General features: G+C 50.1%; 23 protein-coding genes, 1 tRNA gene and 1 pseudogene. 16 read left to right on the top strand and 9 right to left on the bottom strand.

Annotated elements, in window-relative coordinates; all coding sequences use genetic code 11:
- Positions 1-64: 64 nt before the first annotated feature.
- A tRNA-Met gene (locus L3J94_06020) sits at positions 65-141 on the bottom strand.
- Between the two features lie 328 nt (positions 142-469).
- Between L3J94_06020 and L3J94_06025 the strand changes: the two are divergent.
- From L3J94_06025 to L3J94_06035, 3 genes and pseudogenes are all read left to right on the top strand, one after another.
- Positions 470-568: pseudogene (locus tag L3J94_06025) on the top strand (transposase).
- A 626-nt stretch (positions 569-1,194) separates the two neighbouring features.
- Positions 1,195-1,581 carry a hypothetical protein gene (locus L3J94_06030; GenBank protein MCF6218308.1) on the top strand — a complete coding sequence of 129 codons (387 nt, stop codon included), beginning with the start codon at positions 1,195-1,197 and terminating at the stop codon, positions 1,579-1,581.
- 100 nt (positions 1,582-1,681) lie between these two features.
- Positions 1,682-3,847, top strand: coding sequence for a tetratricopeptide repeat protein (locus L3J94_06035; protein ID MCF6218309.1), 2,166 nt, complete (start codon positions 1,682-1,684; stop codon positions 3,845-3,847).
- A gap of 16 nt (positions 3,848-3,863) precedes the next feature.
- On the opposite strand, the gene L3J94_06040 is transcribed toward L3J94_06035, so the two are convergent.
- The 3 genes from L3J94_06040 to suhB form a co-directional block, all read right to left on the bottom strand.
- Positions 3,864-4,925, bottom strand: coding sequence for a hypothetical protein (locus tag L3J94_06040; GenBank protein MCF6218310.1), 1,062 nt, complete (start codon positions 4,923-4,925; stop codon positions 3,864-3,866).
- Positions 4,912-6,420 carry a HAMP domain-containing protein gene (locus tag L3J94_06045; GenBank protein MCF6218311.1) on the bottom strand — a complete coding sequence of 503 codons (1,509 nt, stop codon included), beginning with the start codon at positions 6,418-6,420 and terminating at the stop codon, positions 4,912-4,914. Before L3J94_06045 ends, L3J94_06040 begins: the two co-directional genes overlap by 14 nt.
- Before the next feature lie 161 nt (positions 6,421-6,581).
- Entirely contained in the window at positions 6,582-7,379 is a 798-nt protein-coding gene (gene suhB / locus L3J94_06050; protein MCF6218312.1) for an inositol-1-monophosphatase, read from the bottom strand.
- 189 nt (positions 7,380-7,568) lie between these two features.
- Here suhB and L3J94_06055 point away from each other — a divergent pair, with 189 nt between their 5' ends.
- The 11 genes from L3J94_06055 to iscX all read left to right on the top strand — a co-directional run bounded on the left by L3J94_06055 (position 7,569) and on the right by iscX (position 16,047).
- Positions 7,569-8,312 carry an RNA methyltransferase gene (locus tag L3J94_06055; protein MCF6218313.1) on the top strand — a complete coding sequence of 248 codons (744 nt, stop codon included), beginning with the start codon at positions 7,569-7,571 and terminating at the stop codon, positions 8,310-8,312.
- Positions 8,313-8,379: 67 nt separating this feature from the next.
- Positions 8,380-9,156, top strand: coding sequence for a serine O-acetyltransferase (gene cysE, locus L3J94_06060; protein MCF6218314.1), 777 nt, complete (start codon positions 8,380-8,382; stop codon positions 9,154-9,156).
- Between the two features lie 249 nt (positions 9,157-9,405).
- Complete coding sequence (locus L3J94_06065) at positions 9,406-9,870, top strand: Fe-S cluster assembly transcription factor (GenBank protein MCF6218315.1); 465 nt, start codon at positions 9,406-9,408, stop codon at positions 9,868-9,870.
- 2 nt (positions 9,871-9,872) lie between these two features.
- A complete protein-coding gene (locus tag L3J94_06070; GenBank protein ID MCF6218316.1) occupies positions 9,873-11,012 on the top strand; it encodes a cysteine desulfurase in 1,140 nt (379 codons plus the stop codon).
- 60 nt (positions 11,013-11,072) lie between these two features.
- Positions 11,073-12,287: an IscS subfamily cysteine desulfurase gene (locus L3J94_06075; protein MCF6218317.1), complete on the top strand. Its 1,215-nt coding sequence runs from the start codon at positions 11,073-11,075 to the stop codon at positions 12,285-12,287.
- Between the two features lie 18 nt (positions 12,288-12,305).
- A complete protein-coding gene (iscU, locus tag L3J94_06080; GenBank protein MCF6218318.1) occupies positions 12,306-12,683 on the top strand; it encodes a Fe-S cluster assembly scaffold IscU in 378 nt (125 codons plus the stop codon).
- Positions 12,684-12,693: 10 nt separating this feature from the next.
- Positions 12,694-13,017 (top strand): iron-sulfur cluster assembly protein IscA, encoded by a 324-nt coding sequence (iscA, locus tag L3J94_06085; GenBank protein MCF6218319.1) that lies wholly within the window; start codon positions 12,694-12,696, stop codon positions 13,015-13,017.
- The gene (gene hscB / locus L3J94_06090) at positions 13,017-13,544 is read left to right on the top strand and encodes a Fe-S protein assembly co-chaperone HscB (GenBank protein MCF6218320.1); all 528 of its coding nucleotides are present in this window, start codon (positions 13,017-13,019) and stop codon (positions 13,542-13,544) included. The genes iscA and hscB overlap by 1 nt, the downstream gene beginning before the upstream one ends.
- A gap of 100 nt (positions 13,545-13,644) precedes the next feature.
- Complete coding sequence (gene hscA / locus L3J94_06095) at positions 13,645-15,513, top strand: Fe-S protein assembly chaperone HscA (GenBank protein ID MCF6218321.1); 1,869 nt, start codon at positions 13,645-13,647, stop codon at positions 15,511-15,513.
- A gap of 1 nt (position 15,514) precedes the next feature.
- Positions 15,515-15,856 carry an ISC system 2Fe-2S type ferredoxin gene (gene fdx, locus L3J94_06100; GenBank protein MCF6218322.1) on the top strand — a complete coding sequence of 114 codons (342 nt, stop codon included), beginning with the start codon at positions 15,515-15,517 and terminating at the stop codon, positions 15,854-15,856.
- Positions 15,853-16,047, top strand: a complete 195-nt coding sequence (gene iscX, locus L3J94_06105; protein ID MCF6218323.1) for a Fe-S cluster assembly protein IscX — start codon at positions 15,853-15,855, stop codon at positions 16,045-16,047. Before fdx ends, iscX begins: the two co-directional genes overlap by 4 nt.
- 53 nt (positions 16,048-16,100) lie before the next feature.
- On the opposite strand, the gene L3J94_06110 is transcribed toward iscX, so the two are convergent.
- Complete coding sequence (locus L3J94_06110; GenBank protein MCF6218324.1) at positions 16,101-16,706, bottom strand: penicillin-binding protein activator LpoB; 606 nt, start codon at positions 16,704-16,706, stop codon at positions 16,101-16,103.
- A 206-nt stretch (positions 16,707-16,912) separates the two neighbouring features.
- On the opposite strand from L3J94_06110, the gene L3J94_06115 reads away from it, so the two are divergent.
- Together L3J94_06115 and L3J94_06120 are read left to right on the top strand one after the other, a co-directional pair.
- On the top strand, positions 16,913-17,713 hold the full coding sequence (locus L3J94_06115) for an outer membrane protein assembly factor BamD (protein ID MCF6218325.1): 801 nt from the start codon (positions 16,913-16,915) through the stop codon (positions 17,711-17,713).
- A gap of 14 nt (positions 17,714-17,727) precedes the next feature.
- Positions 17,728-18,261, top strand: a complete 534-nt coding sequence (locus L3J94_06120) for a nitroreductase family protein (GenBank protein MCF6218326.1) — start codon at positions 17,728-17,730, stop codon at positions 18,259-18,261.
- Positions 18,262-18,296: 35 nt separating this feature from the next.
- Here the strand turns inward: L3J94_06120 and L3J94_06125 are convergent, their stop codons facing one another.
- From L3J94_06125 to rapA, 4 genes are all read right to left on the bottom strand, one after another.
- Positions 18,297-19,943 carry an NAD+ synthase gene (locus L3J94_06125; protein ID MCF6218327.1) on the bottom strand — a complete coding sequence of 549 codons (1,647 nt, stop codon included), beginning with the start codon at positions 19,941-19,943 and terminating at the stop codon, positions 18,297-18,299.
- A gap of 3 nt (positions 19,944-19,946) precedes the next feature.
- Positions 19,947-20,819 (bottom strand): succinate--CoA ligase subunit alpha, encoded by an 873-nt coding sequence (gene sucD, locus L3J94_06130; protein ID MCF6218328.1) that lies wholly within the window; start codon positions 20,817-20,819, stop codon positions 19,947-19,949.
- Complete coding sequence (sucC, locus tag L3J94_06135; protein MCF6218329.1) at positions 20,819-21,976, bottom strand: succinate--CoA ligase subunit beta; 1,158 nt, start codon at positions 21,974-21,976, stop codon at positions 20,819-20,821. Before sucC ends, sucD begins: the two co-directional genes overlap by 1 nt.
- A 432-nt stretch (positions 21,977-22,408) precedes the next feature.
- A complete protein-coding gene (gene rapA / locus L3J94_06140) occupies positions 22,409-25,300 on the bottom strand; it encodes an RNA polymerase-associated protein RapA (GenBank protein MCF6218330.1) in 2,892 nt (963 codons plus the stop codon).
- Positions 25,301-25,361 lie beyond the last annotated feature (61 nt).

The following is a 25,361-nucleotide window of genomic DNA, read 5'->3' on the forward strand; positions in this document are numbered from 1 at the left end:
GAAGCATGTTTTTTTAAGCGTGGTAGAGTGGGTTTTTTACGCGCTTTTAGAGATAGGATAAAATTGGTAGCGGGGACAGGATTTGAACCTATGACCTTCGGGTTATGAGCCCGACGAGCTACCAGACTGCTCCACCCCGCATCAACTGGAGCGCATAATAGCAGCTTGGCGTGGTAATGCGAGAACTATTTATCCCTCACCCTCAGATATAAGTAAGGGTTAAGCCTAACTAATTGATTTAACATTAAAAAATAAACCGCTCAGGGTGCGCCGTCTCGTTGATTTCATGAGTAATTATGGAGATGAGGCAAAATACCGTGAAGCCTTGTGTAAAATGCGCTGGCTAAGGTGAGTATCACTGTAATGAATGCGTTGCACCCAGATGGCCGCTAAGCCTCCTTCACCATATGTCCGTAGCCGGTAGATAGTTTGCTCCCGCAATATCTGCATTTCCGTCGTTCATGGCGGTCAACCCGTATTCGCCAACATGTGCAGCAACAAAGGACTCAATCGCTTTAGCTTGAGAGGAAAAAACAAAGTACAAGGCCAATGGCAACTCTACTACTGAGTGCGCAATTAGAGAGAAACTGGCCAACTATGGAAAGAGGGTAAAGTAGAGGTCAAATAAAGCGCTCAATAGCCCGAAAATACCGCCATTTACAGGTAAATATCGGACTGAAAGATGATTGTCATTGAAAGTGATGTGGAACTGAGTAATGGTTAGGGTGATCAAAAAAAGAGATACTGGGCAGGTAGTAAGTGACTCTGAATGGGTTTTTCTACAGCCTTGTTAGATTCAAGCTGGGACAATAGGGGGCAAAATGAGTTTTGCCAAGCAAAGCTAAGGCCTCCCGACCCCCAGATAGAAACCTCTAAACCGCAGAAAGCCTTGGCTGTATAATGGTTAGCAACGAAACCCACCGTCATCCAATGGGTGCACAGCTCAAGGCTTATGATGATTCTACCCTACAAACTTGATACCACAAACGACTTACTCACATCCCGTGCCGGCTTATTAGCCACGGCCCAGTTAATGGACTCTCTCAATCTCGCCGAGCGTATTGATCACCACTTTCCGCTGCCCAAAAGTAATCGCGTGTATAAACCATCTGAATTCATCAAGGCGCTCATTTTAATGCAGTATGAAGGCCGCTTTCACCTAGACGATATTTGCCACCTTGGCGCTTGTATGCCATGGCGGCAAAGGTGGTTAAGACGGGACGACAATTATTTGTAAAGCTAAAGGAAAAACATCGAACACTACTGGAGCAAGTGCTGGCTGCCCTGAATGAGCTCAATCTATGGTTGAACGCAATCAGAAACCAAGTGCTAACCAAAGACTGGTGGAAGATATTAGGCGCAAAAATTCGAGGGCATTATGAATATTACGGGGTAAGTGAAAACTACCGTTCCATTTATAAGTTCTACAAACTGGCCATAAAACTCGCGAAGAAGTGGATGAACAGACGAAGTCAGAAGCGGAAAATGAGCTGGGAAAAAATGATGAGTTATCTTCTTCTCTACCCACTGCCGAAACCACGGGTTGGGCATAATTTTTTACGCAGCCACATAAAGTTGTGAATTAAATTGAAGAGCCGTATGAGGGGAATCTTCAAGTGCGGTTCTGTGAGGGGCGCCATGTTTCCTTGCGTTTACAAATTAATAAACATAGGAGACATCAATGTCTATTCAACACTCAAGAAGAAATGCTCCGTGTCTCTGTGGAAGCGGAAAGAAATTCAAGAAATGTTGTGAAAAAAAAGGGAAGCTGCGCTCTGCTAACCCCTCAGATGCGGAATTTAACTCGCTTGTCAGTCTCTACAATTTGGGGCGCTATGGTGAGCTGGAAAGTGGGAGCCGTTCTTTGATTGAGCGATTTCCAGATGCGGGCCCTGCTTGGAAGTTATTAAGTGTTGCTTTGTTAATGCAGGGGAAGGTTGCCCTGCCAGCTTTTCAGAAAACGGTGATATTGATGCCTAATGATGCTCAGGCGCATTTTAATCTGGGTTCTGTTTTGAAGAATATGGGTTGCTTTGAAGAGGCGATTGCTTGTTTTCGAAGGGCACTTCACATTAACCCGGCCTACAGTGAGGCGTTAAGTAATATGGGCAGCGCTCAGAGTGGTCTTGGTAATTTCACTGAAGCGGTGGCTAGCTTTAGCCGGGCGCTTAAAGTGGCTCCAAACAGTGCGATAGCGCATAACAACATGGGGATAGCGCTGAGGCAACTGGGTAAAACTGAGGAGGCGGTGAGTAGCTTTAATTGTGCGTTGCAGGTCAACCCAGGCTATGTCGAGGCAATGAATAATTTAGGCAATGCTCAGATAGATCTTGGTGAGTTCGGTGAAGCAAAAGATTGCTTTAAACGTGTACTGGCGATAGACCCGGGCAATGCAGCGGCTTATTGTAATCTGGGCAATGCTCAGGTGGAACTTGGGGCGCTTAATGAGGCTGTAGATTGTTTTAGGCGTGCGCTGACCATTAATCCAAGGTCCTCGGAGGCATTAAATAATTTGGCTAATGCGCAATGCGATTTTGGGCAGCTTAATAATGCGATTGAGAGTATTCGCCAGGCTTTAGAAATAGACCCTGATTTTCCTGCGGCCTTTAGTAGTTTGCTCTTTCTCCAGAATTACTCTGCCGCCCATGTTTCCCCCGCTTTTTTAAAGGAGGCTCATCAGTATGGTCGAATGGTCACTAAAAAAGCGCTATCGCCATTCACTGCGTGGCGGTGTGCTGTCTCCCCCGAGCGATTGCGTGTTGGTGTTGTATCAGGAGATTTGCGGACTCATCCTGTTGGATTTTTTTTAGAAGGGCTGCTGGCTCAAATAGATTCTACAAAAATTGAGTTAATTGCTTATTCTACCCAACCTCAGTTTGATGAGCTTACTGATCGTATAAGGCCACTGTTTAGCCATTATAAGCCATTATTCGGCCAAAGCGACCAGGCAGCTGCTGAGCTAATACATGGCGATGCGGTACATGTTTTGGTTGATCTTTCTGGTCACTCTATCCATAACCGGTTGCCTGTATTTGCGTGGAAACCGGCTCCCGTGCAGGTGAGTTGGTTGGGTTATTTTGCAACCACGGGTGTGAAGGAGATCGATTATTTGTTAGCCGATAAGATCTGTGTACCCGAAGCACGGCAGAGTGATTTTAGTGAAACGGTATGGTATCTGCCTGATACGCGATTGTGCTTTACACCGCCAAAGGGTGATTCTACAGTCACAACCTTGCCTGCGTTGCGAAGTGGTTTTATTACTTTTGGCTGTTTTCAGGTGTTAGCAAAAGTCAGTGATGAAGTGCTTGATACATGGTCAAAAATACTCTCTGCGTTACCCAATGCTCGCTTGCGTTGGCAGTGTAAGCAGTTTGCAAGTGCTGATGTGGTCGAGGAGGTCTCGCAACGCATACAGCAGCATGGAATCAACCTTGAACGGGTTGATATGTATGAAGCAATATCTCGAGAGGCATATCTGATGGCGCACTCAGATGTCGATATGATATTGGATACCTTCCCATACCCTGGGGGGACAACAACGTGTGAGGCGCTGTGGATGGGGGTGCCGACACTGACGCTGGCTGGGGAGGCTCTGCTGGCTAAGCAGGGGGAAAGTATTAACAGGGTCGTGGGATTAAATGACTGGGTGGTGAGTAGTACGACAGACTATATTGATAAGGCGGTTACTTTGGCGAGTGATTTACCCCTGTTGGCCGCACTCCGCGCTGGGTTGCGTGAGCAGGTTAGTTCATCACCACTGTTTGATTCTGCGCTATTTTCAAGGAACCTGGAGCATGCATTATGGGGAATGTGGCAGGCGCATGCTCAGCTTAATAAAGAGCCGTAAATTTTGAATAGTGACCTCATTTTTTATCTTTTTCGGTCAATCTTTTAAGGTTGCTTATCACCTGCTCGGTCCGCAGGATATTGATTTGTGCCTGTTTGTTGTCCGGGGACAATTTTAGTACTTGGCTCCAGCTGGTAATGGCATCGGAAAACTGGTCCTGGCGGTAATATTTTCTGCCTTGCTCTAGGTGCTGCTCGACAACTTGCTCGATCGCTTTGTGTAGCTGCTGTTGTAGTGGCTGAATCTTTTCACTGTTTCTGTTGATTGCTTCGGCCTGTTTTAGGAGGACGATGGCTCGCTCCAACTCTCTTTTTTCCAGAGCACTTTCCAGTTGTGAGGTTAACGCTCTGAGCCGTTGCCGTCTCTGTTGGGCAAGGCTCTGTTGCCTCAGCTCTATGTTCTCCTGGTGCTGTTGCGTCAGTACGTTCTCCAGCGCTGCTTTGGCCTTTTTACTCTCTGTTGTGGCGCTTAGCTGATAGGCCAGCGGTAGTGTCTGCTGGGCGAGAACCAGGTTCTTTTCTTGTAGGGCTTGCTGACCTGTTTTTAGTAGTTTTTTGACCATTGATTGTGTTTTTTTACGATATTTAAGAGATCGCTTTTTTGCATCTGGATTTTCAGGGTCGAGGTGTAGCAGTTGTCGATCAATGGTCATGTTGGCATAGAGTGCTTCTGAGTTGGCGATGAGTCGCTCAATTTCAAGGTGTTGCTGCTCTTTTTCCTGGATGGCTTTCCAGCGTGCTTTTGCTTGTTTTAATGCCGGGCTGTCGGGGATGCGGTGCTCAGCTTGTAATAGCAGTCGGTTGGCCTCTTCCCAGCGCTGGTCACTGATCTGTTGCTCCAGTTTTTTCGGCAGGGCGGCCTCGTAGTTGGCGATAACTTTTTCGACCTGTTGCCGCTCATCCGGGTTGTTGGCTGCTTGTGTGAGTGCCTGGGCGTAGTCACCACGGATGATGAGTTCAATTACGTTGAGGTTGGAGGGCGGTGTCGGTTTTTTCTCTTGCAGTGGTGCGCAGGCGCTGAGAGTGCCTATGATCAAGATCAGCAGGGTGGATTGAAAAAAGGTTTTATTTTTTTGCATTGGGAATAAGGGTTTTCTTGAATAGTTGATAACACTGCTCCCGCGCATCGCCAATGTCTGTGACCCAATATGTCTCTACGGGTTCTTTTTTCCCTCGTAGCTTCAGTGTGCCATGAGGGGTGACAACGGGCGTGTGCTTTGCGGCAGATAGCTCATCCAGCAACTGCTGGGTGATAATGGTTTGGTTTGATTCGGCCGCCGAGGCGAGTCGGGAAGCAAGGTTTACGGTATCACCAATCACGGTGTAGTTCATCCTTTCGGGTGAGCCAATGTTTCCGGCCAGCATTCGCCCACTGTTTACACCAATGTGGAAATGCAATATTCGCAATCCATGGCGTTGCCGATGCTGGTTGACCAGTGCTATCAGCTTTTGAATCACCACGGCACAGCTAATGGCGTGGTAGCGGTGATCTGAGTCATCGTCAGGCACACCGAACAGCAGCATGGCGCAATCGCCAATATATTTATCCACATGTCCTTGAAAGAAGTCGGCAGCTTTACTGATGTAACTGAAGTAATCATTAAGTAGTGAGCTCAGTTCGTCCGGTGGTAATTTTTCTGAAAGCTGGGTAAACCCCACTACATCGGCAAACAGTACGCTGGCATCGACGTAGCGCCCTCCCAGTTGCTCCCACTGGGTGTCATGTACGATTGTTTTGGCCAGCGAAGGGGAGACGTAGCGAGAGAAGCTCTTCTCTAATACGCCTCTTTGCCGCATCCCCTCCTGCATTTTACTAAAGGAGACAAAGAGGCGTTCCACTTCATCCGTCGGTTGGCCGGTTATTTCGGGCGTTTTCATTTCACCGTGGTCGATGGAAGCACTGGCCTTGGCCATGTTCGTGATGGGGCGCGTGACACGTCGCCCCAGGTAGAGTGAGATGATGGTGCCAAATATCAGCAGTACCAGCGTTGTAACCAGTAGTGCCCGTATGATTTGTTGCTGGGCCTGGCGCATTTTTGACTGACTCAAGGTGATTAAGCCGTAACCAACGATCACATCTTTAAACAGTGCGGGAGCCACGAATGCGCTCTGTTTTCCCACTCCACCGTCACTATAGGTGTGCTGCCATTGAATGCGGGCAGACTTTTTCAAGGCATCTTCTGAGAGCTTACGCGGCGCAATGCCTGCCAGGGCAAGTGCCTCTCCCTGTTCTGAGTAGAGCGCCACACCCAGTACACTTTTGTCATTTAAAAGATTATTGGTAATCACCTCCAGCGCCAGTGGGTCATTAGCCAGTAGCGAATCTTTGGCTGACTCAACCATCTGCTTGGCAACGGTCTCTCCAAGCTCTAAATATTGCTGGTCAATAAGGCGTGAGTGGTTGTGGGTGATGATCAAGCCGAGCAGAATCATGCTACTGCTTATCAAGAGTGTAAATAACAGTGCCAGTTTGTAGGCAATTGGCATCTTGGCCAGCAGGCGCGATAGTCGGGTTTTGCGTTGTGCGGTGGTATTATCTGGTGTGGGGGGGGGCATAGTACTAATCAGACTCACTCGATATCTAAAATGGCAGTGAAGTAATACCTTTAATTTAAAGCACCCACACTCTACCACAGATTATATAAATTGAGTGACCTAGCGTAATGACGACTGAGTCAAAACAGAGCAGGAGTCACTGTCAAGTTTGACGCCCTCACGCTGCTTGGTCTAGTTTATTAACACTGAAATTTTTCGGGTAGCAGTGGTTTGATAGTGGAGAGGATGCCGTGGAATACTTTGGGACTGCCGGCGATAATATTGCCAGATTTTAGGTGATTTTCACCCCCCGAAAAATCGGTCACTATGCCGCCCGCCTCTTGTATGATAAGCGTGCCTGCGGCGATGTCCCAGGGCTGGAGGTTAAACTCCCAAAAACCATCAATACGACCTGCAGCCACGTAGGCAAGATCCAGTGCTGCCGAGCCTGGGCGGCGGATACCGGCTGTTTTGGGTATGAGTGCTTCCAGCGTTTTCATGTAGCTGTCAAGGTAGCTGAAGTCACTATAGGGAAAGCCAGTGCCGAGGAGTGCACCCTCAAGGCTGCGGCGTTTGGTTACACGTAGTTTTCGGTCATTCAGCTTTGCGCCACCACCCCGGCTGGCGGTGAATGTTTCACGACGCATAGGGTCATAAATAACGGCAACTTCCAGACGCTCTTTGTGCATTAGTGCAATTGAAACGGCAAATTGTGGGAAGCCGTGCAGGAAGTTGGTTGTGCCATCCAGCGGGTCAATGATCCATTGATACTCGTTACCCTGCTGGAGACCGCTCTCTTCAGCAAGAATGGCGTGCTCAGGATAGGCTTTTTTGAGGGTGTCGATAATCTCTCGTTCCGCATGCCGGTCAACATCACTGACAAAGTCATTGTGGGATTTTGAGGTGACATCCAGCGTGTCACAGAGTTCGAGAGAGCGCTCGATAAAATCACCTGCACGGTGTGCGGCTCGGATAGCGATATTCAGCATTGGATTCATTAATTCATTCTCTCATGGTTGGCGAGCCTGCGGGCGCGACATTCTAACAGTCTTTGCAATGCCATGAAACGTCGATCTGCCGAATTTGTTACCATGGGGTGCTCTGGGCCAATTCAAGGTGGATTGATGCCGTTCAGAACCTCTCTAAAATCAATCAACTTGATCGTTCAAAGCGATATGTGGAGTATCATGAAGTTAGCGAATATTCGTATTGTGATGGTCGAAACAACGCACCCGGGGAATATCGGTGCTTGTGCCCGTGCAATGAAAAATATGGGGCTGTCGCGACTCCATTTGGTGAAGCCGGCCCGTTTTCCTGATAATGATGCCTTCGCTCGGGCATCGGGTGCGAGCGATATACTGGATCAAGCGGTTGTGTCTGATTCATTGGCGCAGGCGGTAGAGGCGTGCGGTGTGGTGGTGGGTGCCAGTGCACGCCGCCGGTCAATCGCCTGGCCTGAATTTAATCCCCGTGAGTGCGCTGAGTTTGTTGCACCTTATAGTGAAGACGTGGAGGTTGCGATTGTCTTTGGTCGCGAAAGCAGTGGTCTTACCAATGAGGAGTTGGATTGTTGTAGTCATCTTGTGCACATTCCTTGCAATCCGGAATTTTCATCACTCAATGTGGCGGCGGCCATTCAGGTCATCTGTTATGAGCTGCGTATGCAGTTGCTACAGGGAGATGTTGCTCAGGATGAGCAGGCGGTGCCTGACCGACTTGCTACATCTGAAGAGTTGGAGGGAATGTATGAGCAGATGCAGCAAACGCTGATCGAGATCGACTTTCTCGATGCGGATAAACCTCGTAAACTAATGAGAAGACTGCGGCGCCTCTACAATCGGACGGCACTTGAGCGTCGCGAGGTGAATATCCTGCGGGGTATATTGAGTGCTGCTCAGCGGCAGGCGCGTATTGCAGCGGACAATCAGTAATATGATATGTGGGAAGTGATTCCTGCCCTGTGTTTGTTAAAGCGATTTAATTGATAAAGAAACGATTATGTTTACACGTTTGAAAGAAGATATTCTTTGCGTATTTGAGCGAGACCCCGCCGCACGCAATATGTTTGAAGTGCTGACCACCTATCCAGGTTTACATGCGCTCATTCTCCATCGTCTGGCGTACTGGCTCTGGGGACTCGGCTTGAAATGGCTAGCGCGTATGGTTTCGTATATTTCGCGCTGGTTAACCGGTATTGAAATTCATCCGGGTGTAAAAATAGGGCGGCGTTTTTTTATCGACCACGGAATGGGTGTTGTGATCGGAGAGACTGCGGAGATTGGTGATGATTGCACGCTCTATCACGGGGTTACGCTGGGTGGAACACGTTGGAATAAAGGAAAGCGTCACCCTACCTTGCAGGCCAATGTGATTGTCGGTGCAGGCGCAAAGGTGTTGGGGCCAATCATCATTAGTGAGGGTGCGCGTATTGGCTCCAATGCGGTGGTTGTTAAGTCAGTTGAGGCGGGTGCCACCGTGGTGGGCATTCCCGGGCGGGTGGTGAGCAAAGAAGTATCGCCCAGTGACGAGCAGTTGCGTAATCGACAAAAAATTGCGGAAAAGATGGGTTTTGATGCTTACGGTGCCACTGGTGACATGCCCGACCCCGTTGCCAATGCGATTCACCTGATGCTGGATCATATTCATGCTATGGATAAAAACATGGAGAGCCTCTGCAAGGCGATGGAGAAAGATGGCCTTAAGGTGAGTCAGCTGGAGTTGCCGGATATAGAGGCGTGCGAACTAACACCGAAAGAGAAAAAAGAGCCATTGTAGTCCCGTTAGCCCGCTTTATTTTTGTTGGGTTGTAAAGTTGACAAAAACAGTAAGGTAAGAGTAGTATCTTACCAATTGCTTAAGTTTATTGTTTTACAGGGTTTTATTCAATGCTAGTCCGGATGTTTCATTTGTTTACGTAATTTATGAATTATTTGGCTTAGGTTTTCGTGAGATTTTCACGGCATCTTTAATAAGATATTTTGAGTAGCCCGGTAGCGTTATTGAATCTTTAATGCAGGTATCTGAATGAGATTAACCACCAAAGGCCGCTATGCGGTGACCGCGATGTTGGATCTGGCTCTTCACAGTGATAGTGGCCCGATCACCTTGTCTGAAATCTCTCAGCGCCAAGGGATATCCCTCTCTTACCTAGAGCAGTTATTTGCTCGCCTGCGTAAAAATGGCCTGGTGCTCAGCACCCGTGGGCCGGGTGGTGGTTACCGCCTTAGCCGCGAGGCGGCTGAAATAGCCGTGGTGGAGGTGATCACTGCGGTAGATGAATATGTTGATGTGATGCGCTGTGCCGGAAAAGCAGACTGCTCGGGTGATGGCCCTTGCTTGACCCATGAGTTGTGGGAAGAGTTGAGCCAGAAGATTCATGAGTTTTTGGCGAGCATCAGTCTGGGTGACTTGGTAGGGCGCAAGGGTGACAATGGCGTGGCACCCTTAAATAGAGTGGCCAATATGGCCGAGGTTGAGCCGGCCATTTAAACGTGTCCACCTACCTGGATCACAATGCGACAACGCCGCTGGATGAGCGTGTGCTTGAAGCAATGCACCCCTTTTTAACAGCAAGTTATGGTAACCCCTCGAGTGTGCACGGCTTTGGCCGCCATATGCGGCGGGCAGTCGACAACGCACGTGAGCAGCTCGCCGCACTGGTAAATGCTCACCCATCACAGGTCATTTTTACCAGTGGCGGGACCGAGGCCAATAACATGGTTTTTTCTGGATTGGCGCAGCGGCAACCACCGGGCCGGGTGCTGATCAGTACGATTGAACACCCGTCGGTGCTGCGCGGCACAAAACATATGGATCGCCTGAAATGGCAGATTGAGAGGATTCCTGTTGACCAAGCAGGGCGTGTCGAAGTGGATACTCTGGCGGGTATGATTGATAGCCAGACCCGACTGGTTTCGATCATGGCGGCTAATAACGAAACCGGCACGATTCAGGACATTGAGGCCTTGGCTGCCACCTGTCGCGAGCATAACGCAGTTTTTCATTGCGACGCGGTGCAGGCACTAGGGAAAATCAAGGTCGATTTTCCCGCCAGCATGGCTCACTTGATGAGCCTCTCCAGCCATAAAATTTATGGGCCGCAAGGGTGTGGTGCGTTGGTCGTTGAAAAGTCCATTGATTTGGCACCCCTTATGTACGGAGGTGGCCAAGAGAGAACACGCCGTGCAGGTACAGAAAATGTAGCCGCCATTGTTGGTTTTGGTCGAGCTGCCGAAATAGCGGCAAATGAGCTTGAAAAAAACCGGCAACAGCTGTTGTTACTGCGCCAATTATTAGAGCAAATGCTCCAAACCATTGAGGGTGTGGTGCTGTTTGCAACGCAGGCGGAGCGGCTGCCTAATACCGTGATGTTTGCTGTTGAAGGGGTTGCGGGTGAAACCATGCTGATGGCTCTCGACGAGATGGGATTTGCGGTCTCCAGTGGCGCTGCCTGTGAAAGTACCAAAGGCGAGCCAAGCCATGTGTTAACGGCAATGGGGGTCTCTTATGAGTTGGCTCAAGCCTCCATACGCATCTCTTTGGGGCGCGCTAATACAGCACAAGATGTTGAAAATGTCGTTGTGGCTTTGAAACATAAAATTCTGATGATGCGCAGTGTGGCGCGTTATTAAATACGATCAAATGAAAATATTCCTGGCGACAGTAGAACACCTGAAAGGTAAGTGTAAATTATGAAGCGTCCAATCTATCTCGATTACTCTGCAACCACCCCGGTTGATCCCCGTGTGGCCAAAAAGATGATGAACTACCTGACCATGGACGGTGAGTTTGGTAACCCGGCCTCTCGCTCCCATGTCTATGGTTGGCAGGCAGAAGAGGCCGTTGAGTGGTCACGCAACCAGGTGGCTAACCTGATTGGTGCCGATGCCAAAGAGATTGTCTGGACATCCGGCGCAACTGAGGCGGACAATTTGGCAATAAAAGGCGCGGCGCACTTCTACAACAAGAAGGGCAAGCACATTATTACCTGTAAAACTGAGCACAAGGCGGTATTGGATAGTTGCCGTCAACTGGAGCGCGAAGGTTTCGAGGTGACTTATCTCGACCCTGAAAGTAACGGCTTGATTGATCTGAATAAGCTGCAAGCGGCGATGCGTGATGACACCGTTTTAGTCTCCATTATGCACGTTAATAATGAAATAGGGGTGATTCAGGATATTGCCAAGATAGGTGAGATCTGCCGTGAGCGCGGTATTGTTTTTCATGTGGATGCCGCACAAAGTGCCGGCAAGGTGGCCATCGACATGAAGAGCCTGAAGGTTGATCTGTTATCACTCTCTGCCCATAAAATATATGGCCCTAAGGGAATGGGCGCACTTTATGTGCGCCGTAAGCCGCGCATCCGTATCGAGGCGCAGATGCACGGTGGTGGCCATGAGCGTGGGATGCGCTCGGGTACCTTGCCGGTACACCAGATTGTTGGCATGGGTGAGGCCTTTCGTATCGCCCGTGAAGAGCTGGCGATGGAGACCGAGCACGCGACTGCCTTGCGTGAGCGATTCCTTAAAGGTGTTGAGGGTATTGAAGAGATCTACATTAATGGTGATATGACACAGCGTATTCCGCAAAATTTGAATATCAGTTTTAACTTTGTTGAGGGGGAGTCACTGATTATGGCGCTGAAGGATCTGGCGGTTTCATCCGGCTCCGCTTGCACCTCCGCAAGCCTTGAACCCTCTTATGTGTTGCGTGCGATTGGTCGCAGTGATGAGTTGGCACATAGCTCGTTACGCTTTTCATTTGGTCGCTTTACCACTGAAGAAAATGTGGACTTTGCGGCTAAATTGATCCAGGAAAAGCTGGGTAGGCTACGTGATTTGTCGCCGCTGTGGGAGATGCATAAAGAGGGTATCGATATCGAAAAAGTTCAGTGGGCAGCCCATTAAGATTCAGAGGTAATTATCATGGCATATACAGAAAAAGTACTCGATCACTACGAAAATCCCCGCAATGTGGGTTCGTTTGATAAAGAAGAGAAAAATGTGGGTACCGGCATGGTGGGTGCGCCCGCTTGTGGTGATGTGATGAAGCTACAGATCAAAGTTAATGATCAGGGTGTGATTGAAGATGCCTGCTTTAAAACCTACGGTTGCGGCTCTGCTATTGCCTCCAGTTCACTGGTTACCGAGTGGGTGAAAGGCAAGACACTGGATGAAGCGTTAAGCATTAAAAACTCTGAAATTGTCGATGAGCTTGAGTTGCCACCGGTTAAGGTTCACTGCTCGGTACTGGCAGAAGATGCCATTAAGGCCGCAGTAGAAGACCTTAAGAAAAAGCAGTAAGGAGAAGCATATGGCGCTAACAATGACTGAGGCGGCCGCAGGCCATGTTCAAGCCTTTCTTGAAAGCCGGGGCAAAGGTGTTGGCCTGCGTCTGGGTGTGAAAACCAGCGGCTGTTCGGGCATGGCTTATGTGCTTGAGTTTGCGGATCAGCTTGAGCCGGGTGACCAAGTGTTTGAAGATAAAGGGGTGAAGATTATCGTTGATGAAAAGAGCCTGCTTTATCTGGATGGTACCGAGCTGGACTTTACCAAAGAGGGGCTGAATGAGGGCTTTAAATTCAACAACCCCAATGTTAAAGATGCTTGTGGTTGTGGTGAAAGCTTTAACGTCTGATGATCGACCTTCCTTGCACTGATAACTACTTTGAGCTATTCCAATTGCCGCTTCAATTCGCAATTGACCCGTCGCAGCTAAGCCGCGCTTATCGAGAGCTACAGCGGGTCGTTCACCCTGACCGATTTGTGAACGCCTCAGCTCACGAGCGTTGCCTGGCTCAACAAAAAGCGACCTTGGTCAATGATGGTTACCGGATACTGCGAGACGATCTCTGCCGCGCTCGCCATCTATTACAGCTAAAGCATGTTGAGTGTCAGCAGCATACCCTGAATGATACGGAGTTCCTGATGACGCAGATGCAGCTGCGGGAAGAGTTAGAGATGATTGCAGCCAACCAGGATTTAGGTCAGCTAGGCGCGCTTTTCACACATGTACAACAGCAGCAGCAAGCGTGTAAAGATCGATTGCAGGCTCTTTTTTCCGCAAAAGATGATCTTCAGCCTGCCTGTGATGAGGTGATTAAGTTACAATTTCTCAATAAACTATATGAAGAGGCAGCGTCATTGGAAGAGCGTCTCACTTAAGCCAATCCAATCAATGAGAGAGTGTTGCACGAGAAGTCGTTTTCATTCCGGCAAGGAAAAAACAAATCATGCAACACTCTCAATGAATTAAAGAAACGTCATGGCACTACTACAAATCAGTGAACCCGGCCTTAGTGCCGCCCCCCATCAATATCGCTTAGCGGCCGGTATCGACCTGGGTACGACTAACTCATTAGTCGCCAGTGTTCGTAATGGTATTGCTGAAGCGCTGTGCGACGAATCGGGGGAGTATATCTTACCCTCGGTCGTGCGCTATCGCGAAAACGCAGCGCCCCAAGTGGGGGCGCAAGCGCTGGCGGCTGCCAGCGAAGACCCTCTGAATACCATCGCATCCGTCAAGCGCCTCATGGGGCGTGGCATAGAAGACATTAAACACCTCGGAGCACGTCTACCGTATCAGTTTGTTGCGGGTGATAGTCAGATGCCACGTATTCACACCGTTGTGGGTGATGTCAGTCCTGTTGAAATTTCTGCTGAAATCCTTAAAACACTGAAGCTACGAGCCGAGTCGACTCTCGGTGGCGAGCTTACCGGTGTTGTTATTACCGTGCCTGCCTACTTTGATGATGCACAGCGCCAGGCAACCAAAGATGCTGCCACGGTCGCGGGATTAAAGGTGATGCGCCTGCTGAATGAGCCAACGGCGGCAGCGCTGGCCTATGGGCTTGATCAGAGTGCAGAGGGTATTCATGCCATCTATGATCTGGGTGGCGGTACCTTTGATATTTCCATATTGCGGATGCAAAAAGGGGTGTTTGAGGTGCTTTCAACCGGCGGCGATTCGGCGCTAGGTGGCGATGATTTTGATCGGGTACTGGCTGAGTGGGTGATGGAACAGGCGAAGATTGATGATGATGCCAAGCATAATCAGTTACGCCATGTGATGGCGATAGCCCGACGAGCCAAAGAGCGGCTGACAGAGGTCGAGTCGGTCACTATTAAGCTTGATGCCAGCTTTGGTGTGGCGTGGCAGGGTGAAATAACCCGCCAACAGTTTAATCAGCGGGTAGAGGCTTTCGTTTCACGGACGCTGGTTGCCTGTCGGCGTGCGATGCGAGATGCCAATATCAGCGTGGATGAAATTAAAGAGGTGGTCATGGTCGGCGGCTCCACTCGGGTGCCACTGGTGCGAGAAAAAGTGGGTGAGTTTTTTGCGTTAGCGCCACTCACCACCATAGACCCCGACAAAGTTGTCTCGATGGGTGCGGCGCAACAAGCGGATATTCTGGTAGGCAATCAACCGGCTGATGATGCACTGCTGCTGGATGTTATTCCACTTTCACTGGGGCTGGAGACGATGGGCGAGCTGGTGGAAAAAGTGGTGCCGCGCAACACCACAATCCCCGTGGCGCGTGCTCAGGATTTTACTACGTTTAAAGATGGTCAGACGGCAATGACGATTCACGTGTTGCAGGGTGAGCGAGAGCTGGTCTCTGACTGTCGTTCGTTGGCGCGTTTTACCCTCAGGGGAATTCCGCCAAAAGCCGCTGGCGGTGCGAAAATACGGGTTACTTTTCAAGTGGATGCAGATGGCTTGCTGACGGTGTCTGCCAAAGAGCTGACCACAGGCGTTGAGAGTTGTGTAGAGGTAAAACCTTCCTACGGACTGGAGGCGAGTGAAATTGAGAGCATGCTGCGCGACTCGATGAGCCATGCAAAAGAGGATTTGGAGGCGCGTCGCCTGCGCGAAGCTCAGGTAGAGGCTAACCGTTTAGTCGAGTCGGTTGATGTGGCGCTCAATGCAGATGCCCGCTTGCTAAGTGATCAGGAGCGAGCAGCAATCGAGCAAGCACTATCGGCTCTTAAAGCCGTTATGAATGGTGATGACCACAGCGCTATCCAGCAGAACAGCTCTGTGTTACAAAAAGCGACCGCTGACTTTGCAGCCCGGCGCATGGATGCCAGTATTAAACAGGTCCTTGCTGGCCATCAAGTGGATGACATTTAACATGCCAAAAATCATTTTCCTACCCCACGAAACCCTCTGCCCAGAAGGTGCTGTGATTGAGGCCGAGCCAGGTGTCAGTATTTGTGATGCCGCATTGGCAAATGACATTGAGATTGAACACGCCTGTGAGAAAGTCGGTGCTTGTACCACCTGCCATGTCATCGTCCGCGAAGGTGCAGACTCACTGAATGAAGCGACTGAAGATGAAGATGATATGCTGGATAAAGCGTGGGGGCTGGAACCCGATTCTCGACTCAGCTGCCAGGCAGTGGTTGCTGATGAAACGCTGGTGGTGGAGATACCCAAATACACCATTAACTTGGTTTCGGAGGGGAGCAAATGAAGTGGATAGATCTATTTGATATCGCCATCGCACTGGACGAGGCTCACCCGGATGTTGACCCAAAGCGAGTACGTTTCACCGATTTGCACAACTGGGTCATTGAACTTGCTGAGTTTGATGATGATCCAAGCCACACGGGCGAAAAGGTGTTAGAGGCGATACAGATGACATGGATTGATGAGCGCGACTAATCTTGGCAAGCCAGCCGGTGAAGGCTGGCTCTGTCAAAATTGAGGATTTATGGTTACCAGTTAAGCATAGATTTCTCAGAAACTTTTTGAATTTTCTTCTGCCCCACCCACACTTCACGATTGGTTTTTACATTAATCAGCTTTAAATCGACCTGATAAGAGGTTACAGATTTTCTACCGGATTTATCTGCAATCGAGTTAATTGAGCCAGAGAGCATAAAGGTTGATGCTTGCTCTTGTCCCGCCTCAACGGCTTGCGCTGCGTGCAGATCCTGGTCTGATTTTTCATTACGAAGATCCTGGCGCTCTGAACCACTGACAACAAAGTCAGCCAAATCGCTGCGAATAACGGCTTTTTTGATGTCATTAATAAACATATCAACCGGAATATGCTCGTGTGATTTATTTTTAACTCGACCAATCATAATAACCGCACGTTCGCCCGGATGTGCGCGGTTAAAGCGCTTCAACCAAGGGAATGAGAGCATGTCAGTAATCATCTCATCAGCGACCAGCTGTGAATCTTTACTGTTCCAGCGATCGCTGATGGCATGCTCTTCTGATGCATCTACCCGCATAACATTTGTACCGCCACAGCCGGTGACAACCAGGGTGAGCAGCAGAAGGAGTGCTAAGGGTACTGTTTTTAGAGTGTTCATTTTTTATCATCCTAATAAATGTTTGTTCGCCCGCATTATGCCGTATCAATCATGCGAGGTATAGTGCGGCGTTTATATTGGGGGAAAGTTCGCCGCAGCAGCCCCTGCGCACAGTGTGTGATCGCTTTCTCATCTCCTCTATTTCCTCATGCCGTGCGATGCACTACACTAGCGTATTGTCACTAGCCAGTTTTTAAAAGCAATCTATGTCTGATCACCTGTTATGTTTAATAAAAAAAGTATTTTTTATCCTTATTGTTACGGCACCGCTGCATTTAAGTGGTTGCGCCACTTTGGAGGCCGATATGCCTTCAGGCTGGAGCTCTGAACGACTCTACGAAGAGGGGGTCGACTCACTGCGCCATGAGGACTACACCTTTGCAATCGAACACTTCGAAATGATGGAGAGTCGCTTTCCGTTTGAAGCACTCACCCAGCAGGCGATGCTGATGAATGCCTTTGCTTACTACAAGGTGAATGACCCTGAATCAGCAATCGCTGCGGCTAACCGTTTCATCAAGCTCTACCCAACCCACTCTGATGTTGATTATGCCTATTATTTACGTGGTTTAGCGCACTTTCACAGCCGCGATAGTTTCATGGATGATCTTTTCAAGGTCGACCCGGCCAAGCGAGATCCGGAGTCTGTGCAGCGCTCTTTTTACTACTTTTCAGAACTGATTAGTCGCTTTCCGGGTAGCCGCTATGTTGCCGATGCCAGGCAACGCATGCTGTTTCTGCGTAACAGTTTGGCGCGTAATGAAGTACATATCGCCCAACACTATATAGAACGTGGTGCCTATATCGCCGCGGTTAATCACAGTAAAGAGGTGCTGGAGCGATTTAATGGTACCCCCTCAACAGGGGATGCATTGGCAGCTATGACAGAAGCCTATATTCTGCTCAAACATATTGACCTGGCGCAGGATGCACTCAAAGTATTGCAATATAACGACCCTGATCACCCGGCCATTTCCGAGTTGCTCGACAAACTGGCCAATGCTTAACAGGAGATAACAAGATGTGGGACCTTTTTGCTACGGTACGAAACCGCCATTCAGTGCGTAAATATCAGGCCGACATGCCGGTAGAACAAGAGAAACTGCACGCCATACTGGAAACGGCCTGCGCCGCTCCCAGTGCGGGCGATCTACAGGCTTATCATATTTATGCGGTAACGTCTGTAGAGCAGCGCGCCGAGATCACCGCAGCAGCACAAGGGCAGTCATTTATTAATGAAGCGCCACTCTGCTTGGTGTTTTGCAGTGACCCACAACGCTCAGCCAGTGAGTTTGCAGCGCGAGGCGAGGCACTCTACGCCCTGCAAGATACCACTATAGCTGCGGCATACGCGCAACTGGCCGCGGTTGCCGCAGGGCTGGGATCGGCATGGGTTGGTCAGTTTGACGAGCAGCCGTTAATAGACGCGCTTAAGATAAAAGAGGGGCTGAAACCGATAGCCATCTTGACCATCGGTTACCCTGCCGAATTGCCCGAACTCTCGTCACGCCGGCAGATGAAAGAGGTGGTAACGCTCTGTGAAAAACCTGCTTAGGCACTTTGCTCGCACCAAGCGACACCGCAATAAAATCAACGTTGTCGGCGGTTATAAGCTGAAGTGATTGGGTAGCGGCGGTCACGACCAAATGCCCGTTGCGTGACTCGCACCCCTGGGGCCGCTTGGCGGCGTTTGTATTCATTCAGATCAACCAAGCGAACCACCCGCTTAACCGTTTTCTCTTCAAATCCCGCAGCAATAATCTCCTCAATACACTGCTCTTGCTCCACATAACGCGCCAAAATAGCATCCAGAATATTGTAGGGTGGCAAGCTATCCTGATCTTTTTGGTCAGGTGCCAGCTCAGCAGAGGGTGGGCGATCAATGACCCGCTGCGGAATGACCTTAGAAAGGGCGTTGCGATATTCAGACAGGCGGTATACCAGCATTTTGGGCACATCTTTCAGTACCGCGAAGCCACCCGCCATATCACCATAAAGTGTGGCATAACCCACTGCCATCTCACTTTTGTTACCGGTGGTTAAGACAATTTTACCTTTTTTATTGGAGATGGCCATTAACAGCACCCCGCGGCAGCGTGCCTGAAGGTTCTCCTCGGTGGTATCCGCTGGCAAACCGGAAAACTCATCAGCCAGGCTGCACATAAAAGCATCGTAAAGCGGTTCGATAGTGATCACACGGTAATCGACACCCAGTGTCACCGCCTCTTCTGCGGCATCCTCAAGGCTCATGTCGGCAGTGTAGCGTGAGGGCATCATGACCGCTTCAACACGATCAGCGCCAATGGCATCCACTGCAATCGCCAGCGTCAACGCTGAGTCAATGCCCCCAGAAAGCCCGAGTACTGCGCCACTAAAGCCGTTTTTATCAATGTAATCCCGCACCCCAAGCACTAGCGCACGATAGATATTACGCTCTTCGCGAAAGGTGGGTTGGCTGATGCCACGTTGAGTAGTGATGCCATCGTTGCTGCGAAAAAACTCAGCGACAAATAGCCCCTCTTCAAAGAATGGCACCTGCTGTTGCAGATCTCCCTGTGCATCCACAACAAACGATCCACCATCAAAAACCAGCTCATCCTGGCCGCCAATTAGATTGGTATAGACAATGGGAGATGCGGTTTCACGGGCACGCTGCCGAGCCACTTTAATGCGCTCCTCTCCCTTGGCTACGTGATAGGGGGAAGCGTTGGCCACTAATAGTAGCTCTGCACCTTGTGCAACGGCTTCAGCGGCTGGTTCAACATGCCACATATCTTCGCAGATCAGTAGTGCTAATTTAAAACCATTCACCTCAAGGGTTGCGGGGGGCTTTGTCGTCGAATCAAAATAGCGTTTTTCATCAAAAACACCATAATTTGGCAAAAATCGTTTATAGGTAGTGGCCAAAATAGCACCCTCTGCAATGGCAGAGAGCGCATTATAAGTGTGGCCATTGAGCTGCTGCGGGTAGCCAACAATTGCGGTGATACCGATCATCTGTTGCTGCAACCGCTTAAGCCCGAGGTTAATGCGCTGGTACAGCCCCGCACGTAACAGCAGGTCTTCTGGTGGGTAGCCGGTAAGTGCCAGCTCCGGGAATAGGATTACATCCGCATCGAGCTCGTCCCGTGCGCGTACCGCCGCATCAACCAGCTGGGTAACATTGCCCTCTACGTCACCGACCAACATATTGAGTTGTCCCATTACAATGCGTAGATTATTACTCTGCCCTGCCATTCATCAACCTTCAAAAAAATCCAGCATACGTGGCCCTAACTCAGTCGGACTCTGTACAATTTGTACCCCGGCCTCAGCAAGCACCGCACATTTATAGGCTGCACTGCCAATACCACTACTTTGAATCATGCCGACACCGCCAATATACTTACCTGGCGGTGCCATTACACCGGCGATATAACTTAACATCGGTTTACGCACCTCATCGGCAATATATTGTGCGGTGCGCTCCTCAAGATTACCGCCTATTTCGCCCACTAAAATAATCCCTTTGGTGCGCCGATCACCTTCAAAAAGCTTAATGACATCAATAAAGTCCATCCCCATGACAAAATCACTGCCAATGCCCACAGTGGTGGTCTGCCCCAGCCCAATCTGGGTAGTCTGCATAACCGCTTCATAGGTGAGGCTGTCAGCGCGTGAAACAATGCCAATAGTGCCTTTTTTGTGGATCGCACTGGGCATAATACCCAGCTTGGACTCCCCTGAGGTAATGATTCCAGGGCAATTCGGGCCAATCAAGCTGACCCCGTGTGCGCGAGTAATCGCCTTCACCTTTATCATGTCGTGCGCGGGAATACCCCGAGTGATGCAGACAATGGTTTTGATACCCGCATCGGTCGCCTCAAGAATAGCGTCAGCCGCTTGCAACGGGGGAACGAAAATCATCGAAGCAGTGGCATTGGTTGCCTCAACGGCTTCAGTGACGGTGTCAAATATTGGGCGATCAAGGTGTCTCTCACCACCCCTTCCCGGTGTTACACCCGCCACTAGGTCGGTGCCATAAGCGATGCATTGGGCGGCGTGGTGGGAGCCTTCGGTGCCGGTCATGCCCTGGCAGATAACCCGTGTGTTTTTGTCGGCTAAAATAGCCATTATGAATCCGCTGCCAAAACAGCCGCGACAATCGCATCATCCAGTGCCTGAACAACATCAACCCGTTGCTCTGCCTGTGTAAACAGTAGTTTCGCCTCTTCAACGAGGCTGCCCTCTATCCGTGCAACCACCGGACAACTCACACCATATCTGCGCATCGCTTCAAGCACTCCGGCGGCGACAATATTGCACTGCACAATACCACCCACAATATTAATTAAAATACTTTTGCAATGCTCTTTTTGCCAAACAAAGCCACACGCTTCAGCCAGCGTCTCAATGCTCACCTCGTTGTTTACATCAATAATATTGGCAACCTGGCCACCCTTTAGCTGAATCATATCCAAGGTGGCAAGCGCAAGTCCGGTGCCATTTACAATGCAGCTGATATCACCCTCCATGGTGATAAAGCCGAGACCATGGCTATCGGTGTGGTTATGATGAAAGTCATCCTGGCTCAAATCTTCCAGCTGTGCCAGCTGAGGCTGCCGATAAAGGGCATTGTCATCGACCTGAACCCGGGCATCCAAGACCATCATCTCCCCTCGTTCACTCTCCACCAAACTATCCACCTCAATCAACAGCAGGTCTTTCTCTATAAACAGCTGATATAGCGCATGAGTTATATCGAAAAATTGCGACCAGCTCGCCTTCTCAACACCCATTGCAACCGCAAGCTGGCGACGTTGAAAACAGTGTAACCCAGAGGAACGATCTACTTTGACATGAAATGGAGTGCAGGAAGGTGGCTCAGGAGCGCCATCAACGGGCGCAAGCGCTGCACCCTGAAATATAATTTCTCCTAGCAGGGGGTCAAACATCAGACTCAATCGATAGCTTTTTTTTATACCACAAGGTGCTTCGATTAAAAGGTGATTCACAGGTTGCCCATCGGGAGCGTTTTCGGCGGTAATCAACCGTTCACCTAACATGCTTTTTGCGTAGAGGCGTAACTTCTCCAGATCACTAAAACAGCGCACACCGCCCGCCGCTGCCCGCGCACCCGCATGCACCTGCGCCTTAACAATCCACTGCTGACCACCTAAACGACTAGCCGTCTCAACCGCCGCAGAAGGGCTATCCACCACTTCACCGAGCGGCACCGGAATAGCCGCCTCGCGAAACAGCTTTTTGGCTTGAAATTCATGTAGATTCATGGTGGTCGATATCGATACTCAGCAAAACACCTATTGTGCGGCAAAGTGATATGTTTGGCAAAAAAGAGCGGAGAAGAGTCCCTACCATTCGTAATCGCTGATACCGACAATGGAGGGGGTATTTCCTATAAAATCAATGGACAATGGGGTTATGCATCATTCAATTGGGTAAACCCCTGGGGAGACTTGCATAGGTTTTACCGAGACTACGGCAACGCGTACTCTCTGTTCTCGACCAAGAGAAAAGTAAAGCCATGCGAGACTCCCCGCGTTTGTCGCATACGCGCTGGGATTGTAAGCACTCTATTTCACATAGAGCCAAAGTGTAACGGTGAGTAGTGGTGTTTTTACAGGTGCCTGACAATCTGCGAGAGAAACAGTGGGCGAGAAGGTGAAGCGCTCGCTGTACCGGTTATTTGACACCCGCATAACTCAGGTGCTTACAATCACCCGCAGGCTATCCAGCCTGAGTTGTGCGGTTTGAAACAGCTTCTCCAGATTGCTTAATTCACCTCTGAAAAATTCAAGCTCCTCTTCGCGGATATGGGGGGTGTGTGGTTTTAGCGCCACCAATCGATCCAGCTCACGCTGCAGTGATTGTTTGCTCTGTTGGTGCTCTCGCGCCAGCCGCTCAGGGAGCTGGCTTTCGGCCAGGGTGCTGGCATTTTTGATCATCTCTCTTATCTCTTGACTGTAGCCTTTGATCACTTGTGCTGAGGTCTCCTTATCAATCGGTAACGAGAGCAGGTTGAGCTGCTGATAGCTCAGTTTTCTGCCAATATCATTGCCATCGGCATCAACCAGCACACGCAGCGGGGTGGGGGGTAGGTAGCGGCGGTTGTTTTCGACAATGCCGGGGTTTCCCTCCAGCAAAAAGTGCGTTTCAAGTAGTAATCTACCCGGTGGCAGACCTTGCTGTTTGATGACTATCAGGCAGCTGTTGCCCAGCTCACTACTACTGATCATCTCCATAGCATTTTGTACCATGGGGTGCTCCCAAGTGAGAAAGTGCATATCTTCATTATAGAGTGCGATGTTGCGCTGGTAGGTGATCAGCATGCCCTCTTCAAGCAGGCCGGGGAAGTGTCCCTGCATGTGGTCGCCGGGACGAATCAGGTAACTGGAATCATCATGCTCTTCACTCTCAACCCCATAACAGTCGAATAGTTGCTCCAGATAGCAGTGAAGCTGCTCGGGTTGTTCCTGAGCGGCCGCTTGCTGCACCAGTGCTTGTGCGATTTTGGGGCGGCAGGAGTTGATCTCCAGTAGTGGGTCGCGTCCTTGTTGCAGCACCTTGTTGAGCTGTTGATGCTGTTTTTGGGTGGTGGCTATTAGGTCGCTGATGTCATGGTCTAGCTGCTCTACCTGATGCAGTGCTTCAGTTAACAGGGGTTGCAACTCACTAAACAGGCCTTGTGCAGCGGGGCAAGTATGCGCAAATGCATTGAGTCCTTGCTGGTACCAACTGGCCATCACGGCCTGTGCGCTGTTCTCTAGGTAGGGGATGTGAATCTGGATCGTTTGTGATTGGCCGATACGATCGAGGCGGCCGATGCGCTGCTCCAATAGATCCGGATTGAAGGGGAGGTCAAACAGCACCAGGTGGTGGGCAAATTGAAAGTTTCGCCCCTCTGAGCCAATTTCGGAGCAGATGAGCAGCTGACCACCGCTGGCTTCATCCGCAAAATAGGCGGCCGCACGGTCGCGCTCCACAATCCCCATCCCTTCATGAAACACTGCCGCATGGGTGCCGGATTGAATGCGCAGTGCTTTGGCAATCTCCAGCGCGGTGGTGGCACTGGCGGTGATAAGCAATATTTTGCTGGGACAAAGTGTGGTTAATCTCTCTTGCAGCCAGGTGATGCGAGGGTCAAATTGATACCACGGCACTGGGTTATCCGTGGTTCTATAGAGCAGCTCGGGGGAGAGCAGCTGCTGTGGGTCACTGAGGCTGCTGTTTTCAAATTCACGGAGTATTTCAGCGTAAGGAGGCGGAAGGGGGAGTGGATAGAGCGTAGCCTCCCTGGCAGGAAAGCCCTTTATGGTGGCGCGGGTGTTGCGGAACAAAACGCGCCCGGTGCCATGGCGATCAAGGAGTGAGTTAATCAGTGATTCACGAGCCTCGCCATGTGACTTATTCGCTACGGGTTTCTGCACGATCTGCAATGTGTGCAGATGCTCATCTTCGCCTAGTACCTGTTTCAGGTGACTAACTTGCTCTGGTGTGATGGGCTGTTCGCTCAAAAGATGCTGAACCAGCGAGGAGATGGATTGATAACCCTTCTCATCTTCGATAAATTTCTCATAGTCAGGAAATCGATCCGGATCAAGCAACCGCAGGCGTGCAAAGTGGCTCATTTTACCCAGCTGCTCAGGTGTGGCGGTGAGTAGTAATACGCCGGCTATCTTGGCAGTTAGTTGGGCAATGAGTTGGTACTCCGGGTTTTCCTGCTGGGGTGACCATTGCAGGTGGTGGGCTTCATCAACTACCAATAGATCCCACTTTTCTGCGAGTGCTTGCAACGCACGTTGGGGGTTATTAACCAAAAAACCGAGGCTGCACAATACGAGCTGCTCACTGCTAAACGGGTTGTCAAGACCGCTGCTCTCCTCGATCGCCAGGCAGCGCTCTTCATCAAACAGACTAAAACTGAGGTTAAAACGGCGCAGCATCTCTACCAGCCATTGGTGGGAAAGGCTTTCTGGCACCACAATCAGTACCCGCCGAGCGCGCTCGGTGAGCAGCTGTTGGTGAAGGATCAGCCCCGCTTCAATGGTTTTACCCAAGCCGACTTCATCGGCCAGCAGCACTCTGGGTGCATAACGGTTGGCCACTTCATGGGCGATATACAGCTGATGGGGGATTAGCGTGGTGCGAGCACCCGTCAAGCCTTGCAGTGGTGAGCGTGCTTGCTCATATTGGTGGTGGATAGTTTCACAGCGTAGCTGGTATAGCTTGCTGGCATCAAGCTGGCCGTTGAAAAGACGGTCTGCGGGGCGATTGAGCTGGATAAAATTATCAAGCTGACTCTCATGTAGTTCAGCCGCTTCACCCGCCTCACTTTCTCCCAGGTAGGTGATCACACCCTCATCAACTTGCAGGGATTTAATGCGCATTTTCCATCCGTCATGGCTGGGGATAAGGTCACCCGGAGCAAAGGAGACTCGGCTTAATGGCGCACTCTGTTTGCTGTAGGTACGGGTTTCACCGCTTGAGAGAAACAGGATGGTGACACTGCGAAGGTCACCGCTCATAACAGTACCGAGGCCAAGCGAAAGCTCGGCATCACAAATCCAGCGTTGCCCCAGGGTGAAATCGTCCACGTAATGACCTTAAAATGAGGAGTGAAAAGGGGGTATATTAATGCTTTTTTAGCAAAAAAAC

The sequence above is a fragment of the Gammaproteobacteria bacterium genome, from assembly GCA_021647245.1.
In the GTDB taxonomy this organism is placed as follows: Bacteria; Pseudomonadota; Gammaproteobacteria; order RBG-16-57-12; family RBG-16-57-12; genus JAFLJP01.